This window comes from Microbacterium sp. NFH-22A-Y, from assembly GCF_021401375.1.
GTDB classification, from domain to species: Bacteria; Actinomycetota; Actinomycetes; order Actinomycetales; family Microbacteriaceae; genus Microbacterium; species Microbacterium hominis.
On record NZ_JACBGF010000002.1, the window covers coordinates 137,028 to 159,065 of the forward strand.

The following is a 22,038-nucleotide window of genomic DNA, read 5'->3' on the forward strand; positions in this document are numbered from 1 at the left end:
CAGGAGCCGATTCCCGACATGACCTTTCCTCTTTCCCGTCCCGCGCGCCGGACTCCCGACGGAGTCGGGACGAGGCGCCGTCGCCGCGCGCGCTGGCGGAGCGCCGTCGCCGTCGCGATGGCCCTCGTCGTGGCAGCGCCCGTCGCCGGCACCGCGGTCGCCGCGACCGAGGCGCCCGCCGAGAGCGGGAGGCTCACCGTCGCGGTGTCGCCGTCGGGCAACGGGGTCATCGGCGCGTCGGTGTTCTCCGTCACGTTCTCGGTGACCAACACCGGCGATACGCCCGCTGCCGGCGGCACGGTCAGCGTGGCGCTCACCCGGTCGCCCTTGACCACCGCCGCCGAGGTGACGGCGTGGCTGGACTCCGACGCGCGCGCCGACACCGAGGTCGCGACGGCGGCCGTGACAGCCGTCGCCGCGCGCGGGACGGCGACCTCGACGACCGCGATCGACCTGGCCGCCACCGGCGGCGACCTCGCCCCCGGCGTCTACCCCGTGAGCGCGGCGTTCCCCGCCGCCCAGGGCGATCTCGTCGCACACACGGCGATCGTCGTCCCGGATGCCGCCTCCTCCGGCGGAGGCGTCGCCGTCGTCGTGCCGCTGACGGCGCCCCCCACCACCACGGGGCTGCTCACGTCGGACGACCTCGCCACGCTGACCGCCGCCGACGGCGGACTCCGCATCCAGCTCGACGCGGTGACCGGCACCACCGCGATCCTCGCCGTGGATCCCGCGATCGTCGCGGCGATCCGTGTGCTGGGTACGGCGGCGCCCGCATCGGCTCAGCAGTGGCTGTCCGACCTGCTCGCGCTGCCCAACTCGCGTTTCGCGCTCCAGTTCGGCGATGCCGATCTCGCCACGCAGTTCGCCGCGGGGCAGGTCGAGCCGCTCTCCGTCTCGAGCCTCGACCCCTACATGTCCGCGCGGAACTTCACGACGACCGCGACGCCGCTCCCGGCATCCTCGGACTCGCCGAGTGCATCGCCGACGCCCACGCCGGCGTCCGGACGCACGCTGCCGAGCCTCTCCGAGCTCCTCGACATCGGCGGAGCCCGGACGGGCGTGTTCTGGCCCGCGACCGGGTCGGCGACAGCGGGCCTCGTGTCCGCCCTCGCGACCGGCACCTCCACCGGCACCTCCAGCGGCACCGACGAGAGCGAGACGCCGCTCACCCTCGTGTCATCGAACACCCTCACGGGCGCGGTGGGGGCGCGAGCGGATGCCGAGGGGGCCGCGATCCTCTCCTACGACGCGGACGTCTCGGCGGCGCTGCGGACGGCGTCGCTCGCCTCGGACGGCGTCCACCAGGGCGCGGGGCTCGCCGCGGCATCCGCCTATGCGAGCCTCGCCGTTCAGGGCGCGTCCGCCTCGGCGCCCCTACTGGTCGTGATCGACCGGGCCAGCGGCCGCTCGTCCACCGGCCTGCGGGCGGCGATCACCGCGGCGACCTCGCTCGCCGGTCGCACCGCGATCGATCTGTCGGCGGTGGCCGCTGCGCCCGCGACGGCCGTCACGGTCACCGGTGGCACCGCACCCGACTCCGCACGCGTCGACGCCCTCCACGGCCTGCTCGACGACGAGACCGCCCTTTCGGCGTTCGCGACCGTGCTCAGCGACCCCGCTCTCCTGACGGCCCCCGAACGCGCCAAGATCCTGCAGCTGCTCGCCAACGTCTGGCTCGCGGTGCCCGATCAGTTCGCCACGGCGGTCAGCGATCACCGCGACGCGACGGCGAAGACGATGGGGGCCGTCGCCATCGTTCCGCCCAGCGACATCACCCTGCTCGCCTCGTCGGCGCCGCTCACCTTCTCGGTGCGCAACGATCTGCCCTGGCCGGTCACCCTCACCCTGTCGGTGAACCCCAACGACCCGCGCCTGATCGTCCAGAAGACCGCGGAGGTCTCGGCCGGCTCCGCGCAGAGCACGCGAGTGCAGGTGCCCGTGCAGGCACGCGTCGGCAGCGGCGAGTCCACCCTCGACCTGCAGCTGCGCAGCACCGCGGGCGTGCCGATCGGATCGGAGGTCCGCGTCGCGGTGACCGTGCGCGCCGAGTGGGAGTCGGTGGGCATCGTGCTCATGGTGGTGCTGATCGGAGCGATGCTCGTGCTGGGTCTGATCCGCACCGTACGCAAGCTGCGTCGGCGCGGCGCGGCCGCGCCCGCCGAGGACGAGCACGGCGAAGCGCCGCAGAAGGAAGCCCCGCAGAAAGAGGATGTCGATGGCTAGTCTCGGTCGCGCGAGCGCCATCATCGGAGCCGGCACGCTCTTCTCGCGGGTCACCGGCCTGGTGCGCTCGGTCGTCCTCGTCGCCGTCATCGGTTCGTTCGGCAGCAAGGCCGCCGACGCCTTCAGCGTCGCGGCCATGCTGCCCACCAACGTGTACGAGCTGCTCGCCGCCGGCGTGATCACCGGCATCCTCGTGCCACAGATCGTCAAGGCGGCCGCGCACACCGACGGCGGTTCGCGGTACGTGTCGAAGCTCCTCACGCTCGGCGCGGTCGTCCTCGTCGCCGCGACAGCGCTGATGATGGCGCTCGCGCCGGTGCTGATCTGGCTCTACGCGGCCAGCTGGGGGCCGGAGCAGAAGGCCCTGGCCACCGCCTTCGCCTACTGGCTGCTGCCCCAGCTGCTGTTCTACGGCCTGTTCGCCCTGCTGGGCGAGGTGCTCAACGCGCGCAAGGTCTTCGGCCCGTACAGCTGGGCACCGACGGTCAACAACATCGTCTCGATCGCGGGATTCGGGGTGTTCCTGGTCGTCTTCGGCGGCCCGTTCACCGCGATCGGCGACTGGGATGCCGGGATGATCGCCCTCCTCGGCGGCACCGCCACCCTCGGCATCGCGATGCAGACGGTCGTGCTGCTCTTCTTCTGGAAGCGCACCCGCCTGCACATCCGTCCCGACTTCGGCTGGCGTGGCATCGGCCTGCGTCACGTCGGCACCCTGGCCTGGTGGACGTTCCTCGCCGTCGTGGTCGGTCAGCTCGCCGGTATCGTGCAGTCGCTGGTCGTCACCCAGGCCTCCGGCGAGGCGAGCGTCACCGTGATGGTGTACGCGTGGCTGATCTTCATGCTTCCCCACTCGATCGTCGCCATGTCGATCTCGACGACGTACTTCACACGCCTCGCCGAGGAGATCACCGCGGGCCGCCTCGACCGGGTCGCGCCGAACCTCGACGAGTCGATCCGCGCGATCGCGCTGTTCGGTTTCGGTTTCACGGCGGCCATCGCCGCGGCATCCGTCGCCGTCTCGCGGGTGTTCACCACCAGCACCGACGGCGCGGTCGCGATGGCCTGGGTGCTCTGCGGGTACCTGATCGCCCTCGTCCCCTTCGGCGTGCTTGTGATCATCCGCCGGGCGTTCTTCGCCTTCCAGGACACGCGGACGCCGTTCGTCTTCTCCCTCGTCCAGGCGTCGCTGGCCGCCCTCGGCGCCGTCATCGCCGTAGCCGCCGTCGGCATGGGTCTGCTGCCGCTCGGGTTCCTCGCCGCCGCCGTCGCCCTCACCCAGTCGCTCTCCACCTACGTCCAGCTGCCCGTCGCCCTGCGTCTGCTGCGTCGCCACACCGACACGGCGCCGCTGCGCGCCACCTGGCGGTCGCTCGGGCGGTTCACGGTCGCCGCCGTCCCCGCCTTCGCCGCCGGATGGCTGTTCTTCCTGTTCCTGGGCGGCGCCGACGGATGGCCCGCGTCGGACCGTCTCCTCGGTGCGGTGGCCGGAGCACTCGTCGGCGGCGTCGCCCTGCTGGTGTACGTCGCCGCCCTCGCGCTGCTGCGGGCTCCCGAGCTCGCCATCGGCGGGCGGATGCTGCGGCGCCTCATCGGGCGCTGACGAGCGCGCCGCGCGGTGCACCGTCTGCTCGGAATGCCCCGCGGTTAGCATTGGTTGCACGCACTGGAGCCCGTCAGGGGCTCGTGCGGAAAGGGAAGAGCACGTGCGACAGGTCATCATCATCGGTTCCGGTCCGGCCGGATTCACCGCCGCTATCTACGCGGCGCGGGCGAACCTCTCGCCGCTGCTCATCGCGAGCTCGGTCGAGGCGGGCGGCGAGCTGATGAACACCACCGAGGTGGAGAACTTCCCCGGTTTCCCCGAGGGCATCATGGGACCGGACCTCATGGCGAAGATGCAGGAGCAGGCCGAGAAGTTCGGCACCGAGGTCGTCTACGACGACGTCGTGAAGCTCGAGCTGACCGGCGACGTGAAGAAGGTCGTCCTCGGCAGCGGCACGGAGCACGAGGCCGAGAGCATTGTCTTCGCCACCGGCTCGGCACCGCGCAAGATGGGCATCGAGGGCGAGTCGCGCCTGTCCGGACACGGCGTCTCCTACTGCGCGACGTGCGACGGGTTCTTCTTCCGCGAGCAGGCCATCGCCGTCGTCGGTGGCGGCGACTCCGCGATGGAGGAGGCCACGTTCCTCACCAAGTTCGCGTCGAAGGTGTACATCATCCACCGCCGCGACCAGCTGCGCGCCTCCAAGATCATGCAGGAGCGCGCCTTCGCGAACGAGAAGATCGAGTTCGTGTGGAACAGCGAGGTCGTCGACGTGCTCGGCGGTGACGCCGTGACGGGTCTGCTGCTGCGCGACACCGTCGATGGTTCGACGCGAGAACTGCCTGTGACCGGGGTTTTCGTCGCGATCGGCAACGACCCGCGTACGCACCTCGTGCACGACTCGCTGAAGCTCACCGAGCACGGCACCGTGTGGGTCGACGGCCGCTCGTCGCGCACGTCGGTTCCCGGCGTCTTCGCGGCCGGTGACGTCGTCGACCCCATCTACCGCCAGGCGGTGACGGCGGCCGGCAGCGGCACGACGGCCGCCCTCGACGTGGAGCACTACCTCGCCGCGCGCGGCGACGCCGGTGCGCCCGAGGTGGATGCCGCCGAGATCGACGGGCTCGAGCCCGTCGCCTGAGCCCCGCACGGGTCGGGGAACATCTCCGGCATCCGTCGCGTTTGATACCCCAGAGCCGCACGATGGCGGCTCGCAACGAAGGAGACAGACATGACCGCCAAGGCCACGAGCGAGAGCACCTGGCAGCAGGACGTCATCGACGCCGAGGGACCCGTGCTGGTCGACTTCTGGGCCGCGTGGTGTGGTCCGTGCCGCATGGTCGGACCCATCCTCGACGAGATCCAGTCGGAGAACGGCGACAAGATCACGGTGCTCAAGCTCAACGTCGATGAGAACCCCAACCTCGCGATGGAGTATCAGATCACCTCGATCCCCGCGATGAAGGTGTTCAACAAGGGCGCGGTCGAGAAGACGATCATCGGCGCCAAGCCGAAGTTCGCGCTCGAGCAGGACCTCGCCGCCTACCTCGGCTGACGACCCTCGCGCGTGACGCCGCCACGTGCGGCCCACCGCAGATGCACGGCAGACTCACCGCACCGGCGTTGATCAGGACGCCTCGGCTCGCACCGAGGCGTCCCAGCGCCGGTGCGGTTCGCTTCCCAGCAGACGCCACACGGCACGCGTGAGCGGCGGGTAGTCGAACGCGATCTGGCGAAGCACGCGATAGTTCCTCGCCGCCGTGGGCTTGTTGCCGCCGTCCGACGCGATGTTCTCCGCGCGCAGCGTGAGGACCACCAGCTCGTCGACGGAGGGCAAATCCTCCATGAAGTCCCAGGGATCTTCACCGTCGCGGATGCGCTCCTCGATCAGCACCGACAGTTCGTCGGATGCCTCCGCGCGCAGCAGCTCCAGACTGGCGCGCCGGGGAAGGTGAGGACGATCGGTCACCCTGCCAGCCTACGCGCCGGCTCCGACGCCGTACTCGGTCTCCCCCAGTTCCCCCAGGATGCGGTTGAGATCCTGGATCGTGGCGAAATCAATGTTGATCTGGCCTTTTCTCGCACTCAAAGTGATCTTCACCTTGGTGTTGAGGCGGTCACCGAGTCGCTCGGCGACGTCATCGAGGTGGGCCCGACGGGCGCCGGCCTTGGGTGCCGGACGCCGTGCGCCCAGCTCCGCCGCTCCCTTCGCCGCAGCCTCCGCGGCGCGTACCGAGAGGTCTTCGTTGACGATCTTGTCGGCGAGCCTCTGCATCGCATCGGAGTCGTCCAGCGAGAGGATCGCGCGTGCGTGCCCGGCACTGATGACACCGGCCGCGACGCGCTGCTGCACCGGCATCGGGAGCTTGAGCAGGCGGATCGTGTTGCTGATCTGGGGCCGCGACCGGCCGATGCGCGACGCGAGCTGCTCCTGAGTGATGCCGAAGTCCTCGAGGAGCTGCAGATACGCCGACGCCTCCTCGAGTGGGTTCAGCTGCGACCGGTGGAGGTTCTCGAGAAGCGCGTCACGCAGGAGATCCTCGTCCGCCGTGTCGCGGACGATCGCCGGAATGGAGGTGAGACCCGCCTCGCGCGAGGCACGGGTGCGGCGCTCACCCATGATGAGCTCGTAGGCGCCGTCCTCGTTCAGGCGCACGACCACCGGCTGCAGCACCCCGAACTCCCGAACGCTGTGCACGAGCTCGGCCAGGTCGTCGGCGTCGAAGTTGGTCCGCGGCTGGCGGGGGTTGGGGACGATGTCGTTCGGATCGAGGGAGATCAGGCGCGCACCGGGCACCGCGACGAGTTCGCCGGGGGTGTCATCGGGCGCGGATGCCGCGGCATCCGCCTGTCCCCCGGTATCCGTTGCATCGGCGGCATCCGGCGTCGGCACGGTCGCGAGGGGCGCACCAGGGAAGAAGACGTCGACGGGCCGCGCCTCCGCGCTGTCGGCGGTGGGGATGAGGGCGCCGATTCCGCGGCCCAGACCGGTGCGTTTGGCCATCAGGAGTTCTCCTCGTTCGTGGTGGTGCGCTGTCCGCGTTGGACGAGTTCGACCGCTGCCTCCCGGTAGGAGACGGCCCCGGCCGACTGGCCGTCGTACGCGATGACGGTCTGGCCGAAGCTCGGCGCCTCGGACACGCGGACCGATCGCGGGATGACCGTGTGGAGCACCTCGCGAGCGAAGTGCTGGCGAACCTCGTCGGCCACCTGCTGCGCCAACCGAGTGCGTCCGTCGTACATCGTGAGCAGGATCGTCGAGAGGTGCAGCCGCGGGTTGAGGTGCTTCTGGATCATCCGGACGCTCCCCAGCAGCTGACTGAGGCCTTCCAGGGCGTAATACTCGCACTGGATCGGGATCAGGAGCTCCCCGGCAGCCGTGAACGCGTTGATGGTGAGCAGTCCCAGCGAGGGCGGACAGTCGATGAGGATGAAGTCGAGGCGCTCGTCGGCCTGTGCCAGATAGTCCTCGATGGCCGTCCGAAGGCGATGCTCGCGGGCCACCTGCGACACCAGCTCGATCTCGGCGCCGGCGAGGTGGATGGTGCTGGGAGCGCACAGGAGGTTCGGCGACTCGGGGCTCGTCTGAATGATCTCGGCGAGGGGGAACTCGTCGATCAGCACGTCGTAGACGCTGGGGATGTCGGCCGAGTGCGGCACCCCCAAGGCCGTGGATGCGTTGCCCTGCGGGTCGAGATCGATCACCAGGACGCGAGCACCGAGAGAAGCGAGGGCCGCGGCGATGTTGACGGTGGTCGTGGTCTTGCCGACCCCACCCTTCTGGTTCGACACGGTGAGGATGCGTGTCTCGCCGTGGAAGTCGACCGTGACGGCATCCAGCGCTCGGCGGCGGGATGTGAGATCCGCAAGCTCCCGCGCGATGGGGCTGTCGTCGATGGAGAAGGGTGCGGGTGCGGTCGCGTTCTCCGGTTCCGGCACCATCAACTCCTGTCTTTTCGGGACTCCTCTACTGTAGTCGAGGGGTCCCACACCCCGGTCATCGAGAGCCACCGCTACTGGTGTTTCACGTGAAACCCGTTGCGGGGCGAGTGGGCGTGTTGGTTCACTCCCGGTCGTTGAGCGAGGCGCACAGCGCCGAGTCGAAACGCCCCCACGTCCCGTTTCACGTGAAACATGTGCCTGCGTCCTTCCCGCGTTTCGACTCGCTGCGCTCGCTCAACGGCCGGGACTCGCGCTATCCAACTCCCGGTCGTTGAGCGAGGCGCGCACAGCGCCGAGTCGAAACGCCCCCACTCCCCGTTTCACGTGAAACACCTACCAGCGTCCTCGCCACGTTTCGACTCGCTTCGCTCGCTCAACGGCCGGGGGGTTGCGCTACCCGTCCCGGTCGTTGAGCGAGGCGCGCAGCCCCGAGTCGAAACGCCCCCACTCCCCGTCTCACGTGAAACACGCGCGGGCGTCTGTGCTCGAGCGACGTTTCGACTCGCTCCGCTCGCTCAACGGCCGGTAGTCGCGCTGCCCAAATCCCGGTCGTTGAGCGAGGCGCACAGCGCCGAGTCGAAACGTCCCCACGTCCCGTTTCACGTGAAACATGTGCTGGCATCTGTGGGAGAGCTGCGTTTCGACTCGCTTCGCTCGCTCAACGGCCGGGGTGGTTGCGCTACTCCGTCCCGATCGTTGAGCGAGGCGCGCAGTGCCGAGTCGAAACGCCCTCACGTGCGTTTCACGTGAAACATCTGGCGGTGGCGCGGTCAGGCGGAGCGAGTGGCGCGGAGAACGCGGGTCGGCTCTGAGATGATGCCCTCACCGACGACCTCGACGCGCACATCGCTCAGCTTGTACTTGCGGATGGCCTTCTCCGCCGCGGCGATCTCGTTCTCGGCGTTGACGCCCTTGAGGAGGATCAGCTCTCCTCCGGGGCGCAACAGGGGAACGGTCAGGGGGATGAGGGTGCGCAGGGCGCTCACGGCGCGCGCGGTCACGGCATCCAGCACCGCACCCCCTTTCCACTCCTCACCCCGAGCGCGCACGACTGCGACGTTGTCGAGCCCGAGCTCGTCCTTCTGCTCCTGCAACCAGGCAACGCGACGCTCCATCGGCTCGATGAGCACCCACTCGACGTCGGGGCGGGCGATCGCGAGCACGAGCCCGGGAAGACCCGCGCCCGAGCCGACGTCGCCGACACGGGCTCCCGCAGTAAAGAGGGGAGCGGCGATCGCGGAGTTGAGGATGTGACGGTTCCAGAGACGGGGCGGCTCGAGCGGGCCGATCAGTCCGCGTTCCTCGCCGTGCGCCCCCAGCGCGGCCGTGAAGCGACGCGCGAGCTCGATGCGGTCACCGAAGAGGGATGCCGCGACGGCCGGCTCTTCTTCGATCACCGGTGTTTCACGTGAAACATCGTCCATCGGATCAGGAGCGGCGGATGACGGTGTGACGGTCGGCGCCCTCACCGTAGGACTCAGACACGAGACCCCGGTCGGCGACGATGTCATGGACGAGCTTGCGCTCGTAGCTCGTCATCGAGGGGAGCGAGGCCTGCGTCGCCCCTTCGTCCAGGCGTGCGATCGCACGATCCACCAGCTTCTCCAGCTGGCGCTGCCGCGCATCGCGCGAACCGCCCACGTCGAGGATGAGGCGGGAGAAGCGTCCGGTCTTCGTCTGCACAGCGATGCGCGTCAGCTCCTGCAGAGCCTGAACGGTGTCGGGCTCGGCGAGCAGACGAAGGGATGCCGGGTCATCGTTCTCCACCGAGACGTACGCGCGGCCGCTGCGGACGTCGAGGGCGAGGTCGCCGTCGATGTCCGCGATGTCCAGCAGCACCTCGAGGTAGTCGGCGGCGATGTCGCCCTCCTGCTCGAGCTGCTCGATCGTGGCCGCGGGGCGCTCGGCCGCGTCGTGGTCGGAAGTGGTGCTCATGACTGTTCCTCGAGAGACGTCGACCCGGTCACGAGTCGGTGTTGGGCTTGGTGTTCTTCGACTGCTTCTTGGCGCGCTGCTTGCTCACCGGCTGCTGACGCTTGGGAGCCTGCGCCTTCGCCTTCTGCGCCTCTTCGTACAGACGCTGCTGCTCGGCCTGGTACTTCTCGAGCGGAACGATCTTGCCGTTCGCGTCGATCGCCTTGCCCTTGCGCGCCAGCCTCTCCTCACGTGCCTTCGCCGCCTCGGAACCGGGCGTGGGCAGGTTACGGATGACGAGGAACTGCTGCACCATCGTCCAGATGTTGGACGTGAACCAGTAGAGGACAACACCCAGCGGGAAGAACACACCGGAGAAGATGAAGGCCAGCGGCAGGATGTACAGCATGATGCGCTGCATCTGGTACGCCTGGCCGGTCTTGGCCTCGGGGGAGAGGTTCTTCGAGATGATCTGCAGCTGGGTGATGAACTGCGACGCGATCATCAGGATGACCAGGACCACGAGGATCGCGACGGTGGCCTCCCAGCCGTCGGGCTTCTGGTTGAACGCCTCGATGAGACTCGTGTGCAGGGGAGCGACGCCGAACAGCTTCGCCTCGTAGAACTGCCACGTCAGGTCTTTGCTCAGCAGACCGACGCCGCCCACGCCCCACTCCGCGTGCTTCTTCACGTCGCTCAGCGTGTAGAACATGCCCAGCAGGATGGGCATCTGCACGAGGAGGGGCAGACAGCTGGAGACCGGTGTGGTGCCGTGCTTCTTGTACAGCGCCATGGTCTCGCGACTCATGGCCTCACGGGAGAGCTGATCCTTCTTCCCGCGGTACTTTTCCTGAACTTTCCGCAGTTCAGGAGCGATTTCCATCATCTTCCGCTGGCTCTTGATCTGCCGCACGAAGAGGGGGATGAGGGCACTTCGCACCACGATGACGAGCCCCATGATCGACAGGACCCAGGTGAGTCCGGCATCGGCCGGCAGGCCCACCGAGGTGAAGATCCAGTGCCAGAACACGAGGATCGCCTCGACGATCCACTTGAACGGCCACATGATGGTGCTGAAGAAGTCGAGGCTACTCGACGGCGCGGGCGTCGTCGGCGTCGGCACGACCGGGGTCGGCGTCGCAGCGGCGGCGGCATACAGAAGATCCAGCACGGATCAGTCCTTTCTCGGCGAGGAGTCCGCGGACCCGTCGTCTGTGGATGGCACGACGAACCCATGACGGGTCAGCTCGTGTCGGAAGTGCGCGTGTGGGGGCACGTCATCGATTCCACCACGGGCCCAGGGGTGGCATCGCGCGAGGCGAGCTGCGGTGAGCGCCGATCCCTTGAGGAGACCGTGCTGCTGCACAGCGCCGACCGAGTACGCCGAGCACGACGGGTAGTACTTGCAGACGTCGCCGTAGAGATGGGAGATCGTCGCACGGTACGCGTGCAGGAGGACGAGCCCGGCGTTGCGGGGAACCAGCGGCACCGCACGCAGCGCCGACCTCGGCGAGAGCCGGCCGGAGCCGAGCGCGTAGGAGGGAAGTGTCGAGGTGCTCACGCCGCGGCCCGTCGGGCGAGGCAGCGCGTGACCTCCGCGCGCAGCTGTGCGAAGTCGGCGGATGCCGCGGACGGAAGTGCCCGGATGACGACATCCGCTCCACGGCCGACGCCGGGAAGGGCTTCGGCGCAGACGGCCTTCAGCCGACGTCGCACGGTGTTGCGCGTGACGGCGCCGCCGACCTGCTTGCTGACGATGAAGCCGAACCGCGCGGGGCGGTCTTCGGCGGACGCGATGACGTAGGTCACCGTGTGCGGCGCGGCACAGCGGACGCCCCTGCGGACGACGGTCTTGTACTCCGCCCCGCGGGTGATGCGGTTCCCGCGCGCCAGCACTTTCGTCGGATCAGGCGGACAGCTCGGTGCGACCCTTGGCGCGGCGCGCCGACAGGATCGAACGGCCGGCACGCGTGCGCATGCGGGCGCGGAAGCCGTGCTTCTTGGCGCGACGACGGTTGTTGGGCTGGAACGTACGCTTGCTCATGAGGATCACTCCGGATCGGCGGTCACCCGAACGCTCTAGACCGGGGACACGGGGTACAGGGACTGTCCGGGGGCGTCCGAGGGCACCCCAGGGCATAAGTCAACCGACTAAGGCTACGTCGAGAGCGACGAGAACTCAAACCGGCCGAGCCGGACGGCACATTATCCACGGACTGTGGATAGCGTCTGGTGAAGACACGCGGGGCGGATCTACAGTGGATTTTGCTCTTCACAGGGTCGCTGACTACCGTGACTGCGGTAGTTATCCACAGGCTCGATCGTCGTTCACGATCGCCTGTGCCGCACCGATCGCACCCCCGGAGGGGACATGTCACAGCACGATATTCCGGATGTCCCCGTCTGGACCGCAGTGCTGCAGGAGCTGTCGGGCGACGAACGGGTGACCCCCCAGCTGCAGGGATTCATCAGTCTCGCCGTCGCGCAGGGCGTGATGAGCGGCACCCTGTACCTCGACGTGCCGAACGACCTGACGGCCGCACAGCTGAACAAGCGGCTGCGCGCACCGATCATGGAGGCGCTCGCGCGCGTCGACGCCGAGCCGGCCGCATCCTCGTTCCGCGTCGTGGTGAACCCGGAGCTCGCCGACGCCCACCTCACCGTGCCCGTGCCGGTGCAGTCGGCATCCGCTCCCGTGCCGATCGCGCGCCCTGCGGCGGACGACTACGTGGAGACCGCGGCCGCGCCGTCGCGCAACGACACGCGACTGAACCCCAAGTACAGCTTCGACAACTTCGTCATCGGCCAGTCCAACCGCTTCGCCCACGCGGCAGCCGTCGCCGTGGCCGAGGCGCCGGCGAAGGCGTACAACCCGCTGTTCATCTACGGCGACTCGGGTCTGGGCAAGACCCACCTCCTGCACGCGATCGGCGACTACGCGCTCAGTCTGTATGCGGGCATCCGCGTCCGGTACGTCTCGAGCGAGGAGTTCACGAACGACTTCATCAACTCGATCGCCAACAACCGCGGATCCGCCTTCCAGGCGCGCTACCGCGACGTCGACATCCTTCTCATCGACGACATCCAGTTCCTCCAGGGCAAGGCCGAGACCCAGGAGGCCTTCTTCCACACCTTCAACACGCTGCACGACCACGACAAGCAGGTCGTGATCACCAGCGACGTCCCCCCGCGTCACCTGACCGGGTTCGAGGATCGCATGCGGAGCCGGTTCGAGTGGGGCCTCATCACCGACGTCCAAGCCCCCGACCTCGAGACCCGCATCGCGATCCTCCGCAAGAAGGCACAGTCCGAGCGGCTGCTCGTCCCCGACGAGGTACTCGAGTACATAGCCACCAAGGTGTCGAGCAACATCCGCGAGCTCGAGGGCGCGCTGATCCGGGTGTCGGCCTTCGCGAGCCTGAACCGCTCGAATCTCGACATCTCCCTCGCCCAGACGGTGCTGCGCGACATCGTCGACACCGACGACGCCAACGTCATCTCGCCGACCGACATCATCACGGCGACGGCGCAGTACTTCCGCCTGTCGGTCGACGACCTCTACGGATCCAGCCGGTCACAGTCGATCGCCACGGCCCGTCAGATCGCGATGTACCTGTGCCGCGAGCGCACGAGTCTCTCCCTGCCGAAGATCGGCCAGCTGTTCGGCAATCGCGATCACACCACGGTCATGTACGCGTACAAGAAGATCAGCGAGCTCATGAAGGAGCGCCGCTCGATCTACAACCAGGTCTCCGAGATCACCACGCAGCTCGGCCGCGTCGGACGCTGACGGCTCTCGCCCGCGGCATCCCGCGCCCCGCAAGACCCCCGGCCACGAAACCGGGGGTCTTCTGCGTGCGGAGTGCTTGACATCGGCGCACGGGCGCCGCCAATATACGCGTTCTGCACAGTGTGGACAGGCTGTGGATAACTCCACTTCCCCGTGGACTCTTGTGAGTCGATGGCCCGAAGCTGTGGATGACAAGAATGTCTCGACCGGGATGCACGATGGCGTCCGCACCGGCTCTCCGCATCGCGCCCACAACTTACACGCGTGTGGTTTCCCTGTCGCGACTGGGATCGGCGGAGTTGTCCACAGTTTCCACAGCCGTTAACACCATGACAGAGACCTTCCTTAGAGAATCCGATTCGATCACCTCTGCGGTGCGAGGCGTCGGAGGCGGTCGACGGGATGCCGGGACAATCCGTTCCGGTCGGGGCACTAGCATGGGAGGGCCCTACTCGACGTCAAGGGAGCGCCAGTGAAGTTCCACGTGAATCGCGATGTGTTCAGCGAGGCCGTGTCATTCGTCGTCAAGCTCCTGCCGCAGCGGAACCCGCAGCCGATCCTGGCGGGTGTGCTGATCGAAGCATCCGACGAGGGGCTGTCGCTGGCGGCGTTCGACTACGAGGCCTCGGCGCGCACGACCATCGAAGCGACCGTCGACGAGCCCGGCACGATCCTCGTCCACGGCCGACTCCTGTCGGAGATCGCCAGCCGTCTGCCGAACGCGCCGATCCAGATCGAGGTCGGTGAGGACGACGGCATCGTCCTCAGCTGCGGCTCCGCCCGCTTCACCCTCGCCTCGATGCCGGTGCAGGAATATCCCGCGATCCCCGAGGTCTCGGGCGAGTCGGGTCTGGTCCCCGCGGAGGATTTCGCCACCGCGATCGCCCAGGTCGCCTTCGCCGCGTCCCGCGACGACGTCACCCCGGTGCTCACGGGTGTGCAGCTCGAGGTCGCCGGCACACAGCTGAGCCTCGTCGCGACCGACCGCTACCGCGTCGCCCTGCGCGACGTCGCCTGGGACGGCGGCGGTGTCGCCGGCGACGAGTCGACGACCGCGCTCGTCCCCGCGCGCACGCTCACCGAGGTCGGCAAGACCTTCGCCCACTCGGGTGACATCCAGGTCGCGTTCTCCGGCTCGGGAGATCGGGAGATCATCGCGTTCACCGCCGGCAACAAGACCGTGACGTCGCTGCTCATCAAGGGCAACTTCCCGCCCGTGCGCCGACTGTTCCCCGAGCAGACCGACCACTACGCCGTCGTGAACACCGCCGAGCTCGCCGAGGCGGTGCGCCGCGTCGCCCTCGTGCTCGACCGTTCCGCTCCGCTGCGCTTCACCTTCACCGAGGACGGCGTGTCGATGGATGCGTCCGGCACCGAGCAGGCGCGGGCGACCGAGTCCGTCGATGCGACCCTCGCGGGCGAGGAGGTCACGCTCGGGTTGAACCCGCAGTACCTGCTCGAAGCGCTCGGCGCCGTCAAGAGCGAGTTCGCGCGCATCACGTTCACCTCGAGCGACAACGCGAACAAGCTCAGCCCGGTGCTCATCACGCCGCAGACCTCCGGCACCCCGGAGAGCTTCAAGTACCTGCTGCAGCCGAATCTCCTGCTGCGCTGACGATCCTCGCGTTCCGACCGGCGTCGGCGCTGCCGCATAGGCTGGATCGGTGATCGTGGAACAGCTGAGCCTCGTCGACTTCCGCAACTATGCGGCCGCCGATGTGACTCTGGCGGCGGGAGCCAACGTGTTCGTCGGTCGCAACGGTCAGGGCAAGACCAATCTCGCCGAGGCCATCGGCTATTTCGCCACACTCGGTTCCCACCGGGTCTCGCAGGATGCCCCGATGGTGCGCGACGGGGCGGATGCCGCGATCGTCCGCATGCGTCTCGCCTACGGTGACCGTCGTGTGCTGCTCGAGGCCCAGCTCAACCGGTCGGGCAGCAACAAGGCCCGGGTCAACGGCTCGGCCGTCCGCACCGCCGAGCTCCCGCGCTACGCACAGGTCGTCCTCTTCGCGCCGGAGGATCTCCAGATCGTCCGCTCCGACCCCTCCGCGCGTCGCCGCTTCGCCGATCAGCTCCTCATCCAGCGCGCTCCGCGGATGGCGGGTGTCCTGGCGGACTACGACCGCGTGCTCAAGCAGCGCAACGCGCTGTTGAAGTCTGCGCGCGCCCGCGGCATCCGCGCGGATGCACTGACGACGCTCGACGTCTGGGACGACAAGCTGGTGCAGCTGGGCACCGACGTCATCCGCGCCCGCTCGGTGCTCGCCGACGACCTCGCCGGCCCGGTCGCCGAGGCGTACCGCGCGATCGCCGGCGAGGATCACCGGCCGGAGCTGGAGTGGATGCTGTCGATCGGGGGCGCGGACCCCGACGTCGACGACGACGAGGCCGACCAGGCGGGCGACCGCACAGCGGTGACCGGACTCAGCGCGGAGGAGGTCCGCGAGAATTTCCGCGATGCGCTCGCGGCGCGCCGCTCCTCCGAGCTCGAACGCGGGCTCACTCTCGTCGGACCCCACCGCGACGACCTCCTGCTGCGCGTGCGGGGCCTGCCGGTGAAGGGCTACGCATCGCACGGCGAATCATGGTCGGTGGCCCTCGCCCTGCGTCTGGCGTCTGCGCAGCTGCTGCGCGCCCAGTCGCAGCTGGGCGATCCGGTCCTCATCCTCGATGACGTGTTCGCCGAGCTCGACACGGATCGCCGCGCCCGGTTGGCGGGCCTGGTCGAGGGATACGAGCAGGTGGTGGTGACCGCGGCGGTGGAGGAAGATGTGCCGAGCGCGCTGCGCGCGCGCACCGTGCGGGTCGTCGCGGGGACGATCATCGAACCCGCCACGACGGGAGGCGTCGATGAGTGACGAGGTGCCGGGGATGGTGCCGGAGACGATCGGCACGTATCTGCGCCTGCGCGGTCTCGAGCCCTCGCCGCGGACCGCGCGACGGCGCAAGAGACGTGCGGCCGAGGACGACGACAAGCAGCCGTTCGCGCCCGGGCGCGATCCCAAGGGCGTGGCCGACGTGCTGGCGGATCTGACACGTCAGTCGGGGTGGGACACCCAGCTGGCGCGGGAGGACCTCGTGCTGCAGTGGACGGACGTCACCGGCGAGGAGACGGCGCGTCACGCTCATCCGGTGGCGCTGTCCGACGGGCTGCTCACCGTGCAGTGCGACTCCACCGCGTGGGCGAAGAACCTCCAGCTGATGCGGGCCGAGATCGTCACTCAGCTGATGAGACGGTTCCCGGATGCCGGTGTGCAGAACGTCCGATTCGTCGGGCCGGACGTCCCCTCGTGGAAATGGGGCCCCAGAGCCGTTCCAGGGCGGGGTCCTCGCGATACCTACGGCTGAGGAGGGTCCGACGGCATCCGGAACGATTTCAGGGCGCCACAGGGGCTTTCTGCGGGCTTTCGAGGGTCGACTGGGGGTAGAATGAGACGTCTTTGATCGACCATTCAGGAGCGCTCGAAACCTATGACGTCCGACACCCCCGACAGCGTTCCCCAGGAACTTCCGCCGAAGCAGTCCCAGAAGGTCGAGAACGAGTACGGGGCCGACGCCATCCAGGTGCTCGAGGGCCTCGAGGCGGTGCGCAAGCGCCCCGGTATGTATATCGGCTCGACGGGTGAGCGCGGCCTGCACCACCTCGTGTACGAGATCGTCGACAACTCCGTCGACGAAGCCCTCGCCGGCTACTGCGACACGATCACGGTGACGATCCTCGAGGACGGAGCGATCCGTGTCGTCGACAACGGTCGCGGCATCCCGGTCGACATGCACAAGACCGAGGGGAAGTCGACCGTCGAGGTCGTGCTGACCGTGCTCCACGCCGGCGGCAAGTTCGGCGGCGGCGGGTACGCGGTCTCCGGCGGTCTGCACGGCGTCGGCTCGTCGGTGGTGAACGCGCTGTCCACCCGCCTCGACGTCGAGGTGCGCCGGCAAGGGCACGTCTGGCGCCAGTCGTTCCGCGACGGCGGCGTGCCGCAGGCTCCGCTGAGCGAGGACGAGGCGACGGAGGAGACCGGCACGACCATCACGTTCTGGCCCGACGCCTCGATCTTCGAGACCACCGACTTCGACTACGACACGCTGCGCACCCGTTTCCAGCAGACGGCGTTCCTGAACAAGGGTCTGCGGATCACGCTCAGCGACCTGCGCGCCTCCTCGGCCTACGTCGTCGACGGCGAAGACGGGCAGGCCGTCGAGAAGCAGCCGTTCGACGACTTCCACTACGAGCGCGGACTGGTCGACTACGTCGAGTACCTCAACAAGATCCGCAAGGCCGAGGTCGTCAACGACGAGATCATCGAGGTCGAGTCGGAAGACACCGAGCGCCACATCTCCCTCGAGCTGGCGATGCAGTGGACGACGAGCTACACGGAGAACGTCTTCACCTTCGCCAACACGATCAACACGCACGAGGGCGGAACCCACGAAGAGGGCTTCCGCGCCGCGATGACGACGTACATCAACAAGTACGCGCGCGAGAAGGGCCTGCTCAAGGAGAAGGACGACAACCTCACCGGTGAGGACATCCGAGAGGGTCTGACCGCGGTCATCTCCGTCAAGCTGTCCGAGCCGCAGTTCGAGGGTCAGACCAAGACGAAGCTCGGCAACACCGAGGCCAAGGCGTTCGTGCAGAAGGTCGTGGGCGACCAGCTCACCGACTGGCTCGACCGCAACCCCGCGCAGGCCAAGCGGGTCATCATGAAGGCGATCGACGCCGCGACCGCGCGCCTCGCGGCCCGCAAGGCGCGGGAGACGGCGCGGCGCAAGAGCGTGTTCGAGTCGGCATCCATGCCCGACAAGCTCAAGGACTGCACGAGCAAAGACCCCTCGATCAGCGAGATCTTCCTCGTCGAGGGCGACTCGGCCGGTGGCTCGGCCGTGCGTGGCCGCGACCCCGAGACCCAGGCCATCCTGTCGCTGCGCGGCAAGGTGCTCAACGTCGAGAAGGCGCGGCTCGACCGCGCGCTCGGCAACAACGAGATCCAGGCGATCATCTCGGCGTTCGGCTGCGGGATCGGCGAGGACTTCGATGTCGCGAAGGCCCGCTATCACAAGATCGTGCTGATGGCCGATGCCGACGTCGACGGACAGCACATCACGACGCTGCTGCTGACGCTGCTGTTCCGCTACATGCGCGGACTCATCGAGGCCGGCTTCGTCTATCTCGCCATGCCGCCGCTGTTCCGGCTGAAGTGGTCCAACGCCGAGCACGAGTACGTGTTCAGCGACCGGGAGCGCGATGCGCTGCTGGCCGACGGCCTGGCCAACGGCAAGCGGATGCCGAAGGACTCCGGCATCCAGCGCTACAAGGGTCTGGGCGAGATGAACCCGAAGGAGCTGTGGGAGACGACGATGGACCACAACACCCGCACCCTCCGCCAGGTCACGATCGACGACGCGGCCGCGGCGGACGAGATCTTCTCGGTGCTGATGGGCGAGGACGTCGAGTCGCGCCGGAGCTTCATCCAGCGCAACGCCAAGGACGTCCGCTTCCTCGACATCTGATGCGTTTCGACTCGCTGCGCTCGCTCAACGACCGGTCGGGTTCGATCCGGTCGTCGAGCGAGGAGCGCAGCGACGAGTCGAAACGCGACACACGCACCCCGACCCATGTGAGAACGAGAAGACATGACTGACGAAGAACGCCCCGACCCGAACGCCGGGCACAACCACGGCAACATCGACCAGGTCGATCTCCAGGTCGAGATGCAGCGCAGCTACCTCGACTACGCCATGAGCGTCATCGTCGGCCGCGCGCTGCCGCGCGTCGAAGACGGTCTGAAGCCGGTGCACCGCCGCGTCATCTACGGGATGTACGACGGCGGGTACCGTCCCGACAAGAGCTTCAACAAGTGCGCCCGCGTCGTCGGCGAGGTCATGGGCCAGTACCACCCGCACGGTGACAGCGCGATCTACGACGCCCTCGTGCGCCTCGTGCAGCCGTGGTCGCTGCGCTACCCGCTCGCCGACGGACAGGGCAACTTCGGCTCTCCCGGCAACCAGGGCGCCGCCGCCCCGCGGTACACCGAGACCAAGATGGCCGCGCTCGCGATGGAGATGGTCCGCGACATCGACGAGGACACCGTCGATTTCGAGGACAACTACGACGGGAAGACCCAGGAGCCCGTCGTCCTGCCCTCGCGCTTCCCCAACCTCCTCGTCAACGGGTCGGTCGGCATCGCGGTCGGCATGGCCACCAACATCCCGCCCCACAACCTGCGCGAGGTCGCCGACGGCGCGCTGTGGGCGCTGGAGAACCCGGATGCCACCCGCGAGGAGCTGCTCGAAGCTCTCATGGGCCGCATCCACGGTCCCGACTTCCCGACGGGCGCCCAGATCCTGGGCACCAAGGGCATTCGCGAGGCTCAGCGCACGGGCCGCGGGTCGATCACGATGCGCGCCGTGGTCAACGTCGAGGAGATCCAGGGGCGCACCTGCCTGGTCATCACCGAACTGCCCTACCAGGTGAACCCCGACAACGTCGCGCTGAAGATCCGCGACCTCGCCCGCGACGGGCGTATCACCGGCATCGCCGACATCCGCGACGAGACCAGCGACCGCACGGGCCAGCGGCTCGTGATCGTGCTGAAGCGGGATGCCGTCGCGAAGGTGGTCCTCAACAACCTGTACAAGCACACGCAGCTGCAGGAGAACTTCGGCGCCAACATGCTGGCGATCGTCGACGGCGTGCCGCGCACGCTCGCCCTCGACGGCTTCATCTCCTACTGGATCGACCATCAGGTCGAGGTCATCGTGCGGCGCACGCGCTTCCGCCTCCGCAAGGCCGAAGAGCGCATGCACATCCTGCGCGCGTACCTGAAGGCGCTGGATGCGCTGGACGAGGTCATCGCGCTCATCCGCCGCTCGCCCACGGTCGACGAGGCGCGCGAGGGTCTGAAGTCGCTGCTCGCGATCGACGACGTGCAGGCCGATGCGATCCTCGCGATGCAGCTGCGCCGCCTGGCGGCTCTCGAGCGCCAGAAGATCATCGACGAGGCGACCGAGCTCGAGGCGCAGATCGCCGACCTGAACGACATCCTCGTCACGCCGGGCCGTCAGCGCACGATCATCGCCGAAGAGCTCACGGGCATCGTCGACAAGTTCGGCGACGAGCGGCGCACGACGATCCTGCACGGCTTCGACGGCGACATGTCGATGGAGGACCTGATCCCCGAGGAGGAGATGGTCATCACCGTCACGCGCGACGGCTACATCAAGCGCACGCGCAGCGACAACTACCGCTCGCAGCACCGTGGCGGCAAGGGCGTCAAGGGTGCCCAGCTGCGCGCCGACGACGTCGTCGAGCACTTCTTCGTGACGACGACGCACCACTGGCTCCTCTTCTTCACGACGAAGGGCCGCGTCTACCGGTCCAAGGCGTACGAGGTGCCCGAGGCCGGCCGCGATGCGAAGGGTCAGCACGTCGCGAACCTGCTCGCGCTGCAGCCGGGCGAGGAGATCGCGCAGATCCTCGACATCCGCGACTACAAGTTCGCGCAGTACCTCGTGCTCGCGACCCGCGACGGCAAGGTAAAGAAGACCTTCCTCAGCGAGTACGACACCAACCGTCAGGGCGGGATCATCGCGATCCGCCTGCGCGGTCAGGACGAGGAGGACGGCGACGAGGTCGTCAGCGCACTGCTGGTCGACGACACCGACGACATCCTCCTCATCTCCCGCCAGGGCATGTCGCTGCGCTTCACGGCCACCGACGAGTCGCTGCGGCCGATGGGACGCTCGACCGAAGGCGTGAAGGGAATGTCCTTCCGTGAGGACGACATGCTGCTGTCGGCATCCGTCGCGAAGGACGACGCGTACGTGTTCGTCGTGACCGAAGGCGGCTACGCCAAACGCACCGCGGTCGACCAGTACCGGCTCCAGGGTCGCGGCGGATTGGGCATCAAGGTGGCCAAACTGAACGAGGATCGGGGCGTTCTCGCGGGCGGTCTGATCGTGGGTGAGGACGACGAGGTCTTGGTGGTTCTTGCCAGCGGCAAGGTGGTACGCTCTGCCGTGGCCGAGGTGCCTGCGAAGGGTCGCGACACCATGGGAGTGGTTTTCGCCCGTCCCGATGACGACGACCGCATCCTCGCGATCGCCCGTAATTCGGAGCGAGCTCTCCGTCAGGAGCATGACTCGGCCGAGACGGCAGACGCCGAAGAACCCCCCGCTTCACGCCCCGAAGGAAGTGACACTGACGCATGAGCACGGTAGCCGACAAGCTCGCCAAGAAGTCATCGAGCAAGACCAGCGCCAAGCAGGTGCGCCTGCGCCTCGTTTACGTCGACTTCTGGTCCGCCGTGAAGCTGTCGTTCCTCGCGGCGGTCGCCCTGGCGATCGTCACGGTGGTGGCGAGCTTCCTCGTGTACATGGTGCTGAGCACCACGGGTCTGATCGGCAAGCTCGACGAGCTTTTCACGGCGTTCGACGACAACTTCAAGCTGAGCGACGTCATCAACCTCCCGCAGGTGATGGCGTTCTCCGCGGTCGTCGCGATCCTGAACCTCATCGTGCTCACCGTGCTGGGCGCCGTCATCGCGGGGATCTACAACCTGATGGTCAAGGTGACCGGCGGCCTGCTCGTCGGGTTCACCTCCAACTGACCGATTTT

Annotated in this window: 20 protein-coding genes; 11 read left to right on the plus strand and 9 right to left on the minus strand. The window is 68.1% G+C overall.

Annotated elements, in window-relative coordinates; translation table 11 throughout:
* The first annotated feature begins 18 nt into the window (after window positions 1–18).
* From L0965_RS06655 to trxA, 4 genes are all read left to right on the plus strand, one after another.
* Entirely contained in the window at window positions 19–2,226 is a 2,208-nt protein-coding gene (locus tag L0965_RS06655) for a DUF6049 family protein (protein ID WP_234057962.1), read from the plus strand.
* A complete protein-coding gene (murJ, locus tag L0965_RS06660) occupies window positions 2,219–3,829 on the plus strand; it encodes a murein biosynthesis integral membrane protein MurJ (protein ID WP_101305169.1) in 1,611 nt (536 codons plus the stop codon). Before L0965_RS06655 ends, murJ begins: the two co-directional genes overlap by 8 nt.
* Before the next feature lie 103 nt (window positions 3,830–3,932).
* Window positions 3,933–4,913, plus strand: a complete 981-nt coding sequence (gene trxB, locus L0965_RS06665; RefSeq protein ID WP_060960821.1) for a thioredoxin-disulfide reductase — start codon at window positions 3,933–3,935, stop codon at window positions 4,911–4,913.
* 90 nt (window positions 4,914–5,003) lie between these two features.
* Window positions 5,004–5,327 carry a thioredoxin gene (gene trxA / locus L0965_RS06670; protein ID WP_060960822.1) on the plus strand — a complete coding sequence of 108 codons (324 nt, stop codon included), beginning with the start codon at window positions 5,004–5,006 and terminating at the stop codon, window positions 5,325–5,327.
* Between the two features lie 72 nt (window positions 5,328–5,399).
* Here trxA and L0965_RS06675 read toward each other — a convergent pair whose 3' ends face one another.
* From L0965_RS06675 to rpmH, 9 genes are all read right to left on the minus strand, one after another.
* On the minus strand, window positions 5,400–5,741 hold the full coding sequence (locus L0965_RS06675) for a hypothetical protein (RefSeq protein WP_060960823.1): 342 nt from the start codon (window positions 5,739–5,741) through the stop codon (window positions 5,400–5,402).
* 9 nt (window positions 5,742–5,750) lie between these two features.
* On the minus strand, window positions 5,751–6,776 hold the full coding sequence (locus L0965_RS06680; RefSeq protein ID WP_101305168.1) for a ParB/RepB/Spo0J family partition protein: 1,026 nt from the start codon (window positions 6,774–6,776) through the stop codon (window positions 5,751–5,753).
* A complete protein-coding gene (locus L0965_RS06685; RefSeq protein ID WP_101307108.1) occupies window positions 6,776–7,711 on the minus strand; it encodes a ParA family protein in 936 nt (311 codons plus the stop codon). Before L0965_RS06685 ends, L0965_RS06680 begins: the two co-directional genes overlap by 1 nt.
* Window positions 7,712–8,484: 773 nt before the next feature.
* Entirely contained in the window at window positions 8,485–9,138 is a 654-nt protein-coding gene (gene rsmG, locus L0965_RS06690) for a 16S rRNA (guanine(527)-N(7))-methyltransferase RsmG (RefSeq protein ID WP_101305167.1), read from the minus strand.
* Window positions 9,139–9,142: 4 nt separating this feature from the next.
* On the minus strand, window positions 9,143–9,649 hold the full coding sequence (locus L0965_RS06695; protein WP_060960826.1) for a R3H domain-containing nucleic acid-binding protein: 507 nt from the start codon (window positions 9,647–9,649) through the stop codon (window positions 9,143–9,145).
* 28 nt (window positions 9,650–9,677) lie between these two features.
* Entirely contained in the window at window positions 9,678–10,799 is a 1,122-nt protein-coding gene (gene yidC / locus L0965_RS06700) for a membrane protein insertase YidC (protein WP_082734276.1), read from the minus strand.
* 3 nt (window positions 10,800–10,802) lie between these two features.
* A complete protein-coding gene (gene yidD, locus L0965_RS06705) occupies window positions 10,803–11,189 on the minus strand; it encodes a membrane protein insertion efficiency factor YidD (RefSeq protein WP_232783951.1) in 387 nt (128 codons plus the stop codon).
* Entirely contained in the window at window positions 11,186–11,524 is a 339-nt protein-coding gene (gene rnpA, locus L0965_RS06710; RefSeq protein WP_101305164.1) for a ribonuclease P protein component, read from the minus strand. Before rnpA ends, yidD begins: the two co-directional genes overlap by 4 nt.
* Before the next feature lie 10 nt (window positions 11,525–11,534).
* The gene (rpmH, locus tag L0965_RS06715) at window positions 11,535–11,672 is read right to left on the minus strand and encodes a 50S ribosomal protein L34 (RefSeq protein WP_005054680.1); all 138 of its coding nucleotides are present in this window, start codon (window positions 11,670–11,672) and stop codon (window positions 11,535–11,537) included.
* Between the two features lie 327 nt (window positions 11,673–11,999).
* Here rpmH and dnaA point away from each other — a divergent pair, with 327 nt between their 5' ends.
* The 7 genes from dnaA (at window position 12,000) to L0965_RS06750 (ending at window position 22,030) form a co-directional block, all read left to right on the plus strand.
* Window positions 12,000–13,418 (plus strand): chromosomal replication initiator protein DnaA, encoded by a 1,419-nt coding sequence (gene dnaA, locus L0965_RS06720; RefSeq protein ID WP_060960829.1) that lies wholly within the window; start codon window positions 12,000–12,002, stop codon window positions 13,416–13,418.
* A 472-nt stretch (window positions 13,419–13,890) separates the two neighbouring features.
* Window positions 13,891–15,033, plus strand: coding sequence for a DNA polymerase III subunit beta (gene dnaN / locus L0965_RS06725; RefSeq protein WP_060960830.1), 1,143 nt, complete (start codon window positions 13,891–13,893; stop codon window positions 15,031–15,033).
* A 49-nt stretch (window positions 15,034–15,082) separates the two neighbouring features.
* A complete protein-coding gene (gene recF / locus L0965_RS06730; protein ID WP_101307107.1) occupies window positions 15,083–16,279 on the plus strand; it encodes a DNA replication/repair protein RecF in 1,197 nt (398 codons plus the stop codon).
* Window positions 16,272–16,769: a DUF721 domain-containing protein gene (locus L0965_RS06735; RefSeq protein WP_060960832.1), complete on the plus strand. Its 498-nt coding sequence runs from the start codon at window positions 16,272–16,274 to the stop codon at window positions 16,767–16,769. Before recF ends, L0965_RS06735 begins: the two co-directional genes overlap by 8 nt.
* A 123-nt stretch (window positions 16,770–16,892) precedes the next feature.
* Window positions 16,893–18,932, plus strand: a complete 2,040-nt coding sequence (gene gyrB / locus L0965_RS06740) for a DNA topoisomerase (ATP-hydrolyzing) subunit B (protein ID WP_060960833.1) — start codon at window positions 16,893–16,895, stop codon at window positions 18,930–18,932.
* Between the two features lie 123 nt (window positions 18,933–19,055).
* Window positions 19,056–21,632 carry a DNA gyrase subunit A gene (gyrA, locus tag L0965_RS06745; protein WP_101307106.1) on the plus strand — a complete coding sequence of 859 codons (2,577 nt, stop codon included), beginning with the start codon at window positions 19,056–19,058 and terminating at the stop codon, window positions 21,630–21,632.
* Window positions 21,629–22,030 carry a DUF3566 domain-containing protein gene (locus L0965_RS06750; RefSeq protein WP_060960835.1) on the plus strand — a complete coding sequence of 134 codons (402 nt, stop codon included), beginning with the start codon at window positions 21,629–21,631 and terminating at the stop codon, window positions 22,028–22,030. The genes gyrA and L0965_RS06750 overlap by 4 nt, the downstream gene beginning before the upstream one ends.
* Window positions 22,031–22,038 lie beyond the last annotated feature (8 nt).

What these genes read in the sequence shown, in the direction of transcription:
- L0965_RS06680 (WP_101305168.1), bottom strand. Translation starts at nt 6,776, where the DNA reads ATGGCCAAACGCACCGGTCTGGGCCGCGGAATCGGCGCCCTCATCCCC.
- murJ (WP_101305169.1), top strand. Translation starts at nt 2,219, where the DNA reads ATGGCTAGTCTCGGTCGCGCGAGCGCCATCATCGGAGCCGGCACGCTC.
- gyrB (WP_060960833.1), top strand. Translation starts at nt 16,893, where the DNA reads ATGACGTCCGACACCCCCGACAGCGTTCCCCAGGAACTTCCGCCGAAG.
- rpmH (WP_005054680.1), bottom strand. Translation starts at nt 11,672, where the DNA reads ATGAGCAAGCGTACGTTCCAGCCCAACAACCGTCGTCGCGCCAAGAAG.
- trxA (WP_060960822.1), top strand. Translation starts at nt 5,004, where the DNA reads ATGACCGCCAAGGCCACGAGCGAGAGCACCTGGCAGCAGGACGTCATC.
- L0965_RS06735 (WP_060960832.1), top strand. Translation starts at nt 16,272, where the DNA reads ATGAGTGACGAGGTGCCGGGGATGGTGCCGGAGACGATCGGCACGTAT.
- L0965_RS06655 (WP_234057962.1), top strand. Translation starts at nt 19, where the DNA reads ATGACCTTTCCTCTTTCCCGTCCCGCGCGCCGGACTCCCGACGGAGTC.
- L0965_RS06695 (WP_060960826.1), bottom strand. Translation starts at nt 9,649, where the DNA reads ATGAGCACCACTTCCGACCACGACGCGGCCGAGCGCCCCGCGGCCACG.
- rsmG (WP_101305167.1), bottom strand. Translation starts at nt 9,138, where the DNA reads ATGGACGATGTTTCACGTGAAACACCGGTGATCGAAGAAGAGCCGGCC.
- L0965_RS06750 (WP_060960835.1), top strand. Translation starts at nt 21,629, where the DNA reads ATGAGCACGGTAGCCGACAAGCTCGCCAAGAAGTCATCGAGCAAGACC.
- gyrA (WP_101307106.1), top strand. Translation starts at nt 19,056, where the DNA reads ATGACTGACGAAGAACGCCCCGACCCGAACGCCGGGCACAACCACGGC.
- dnaA (WP_060960829.1), top strand. Translation starts at nt 12,000, where the DNA reads ATGTCACAGCACGATATTCCGGATGTCCCCGTCTGGACCGCAGTGCTG.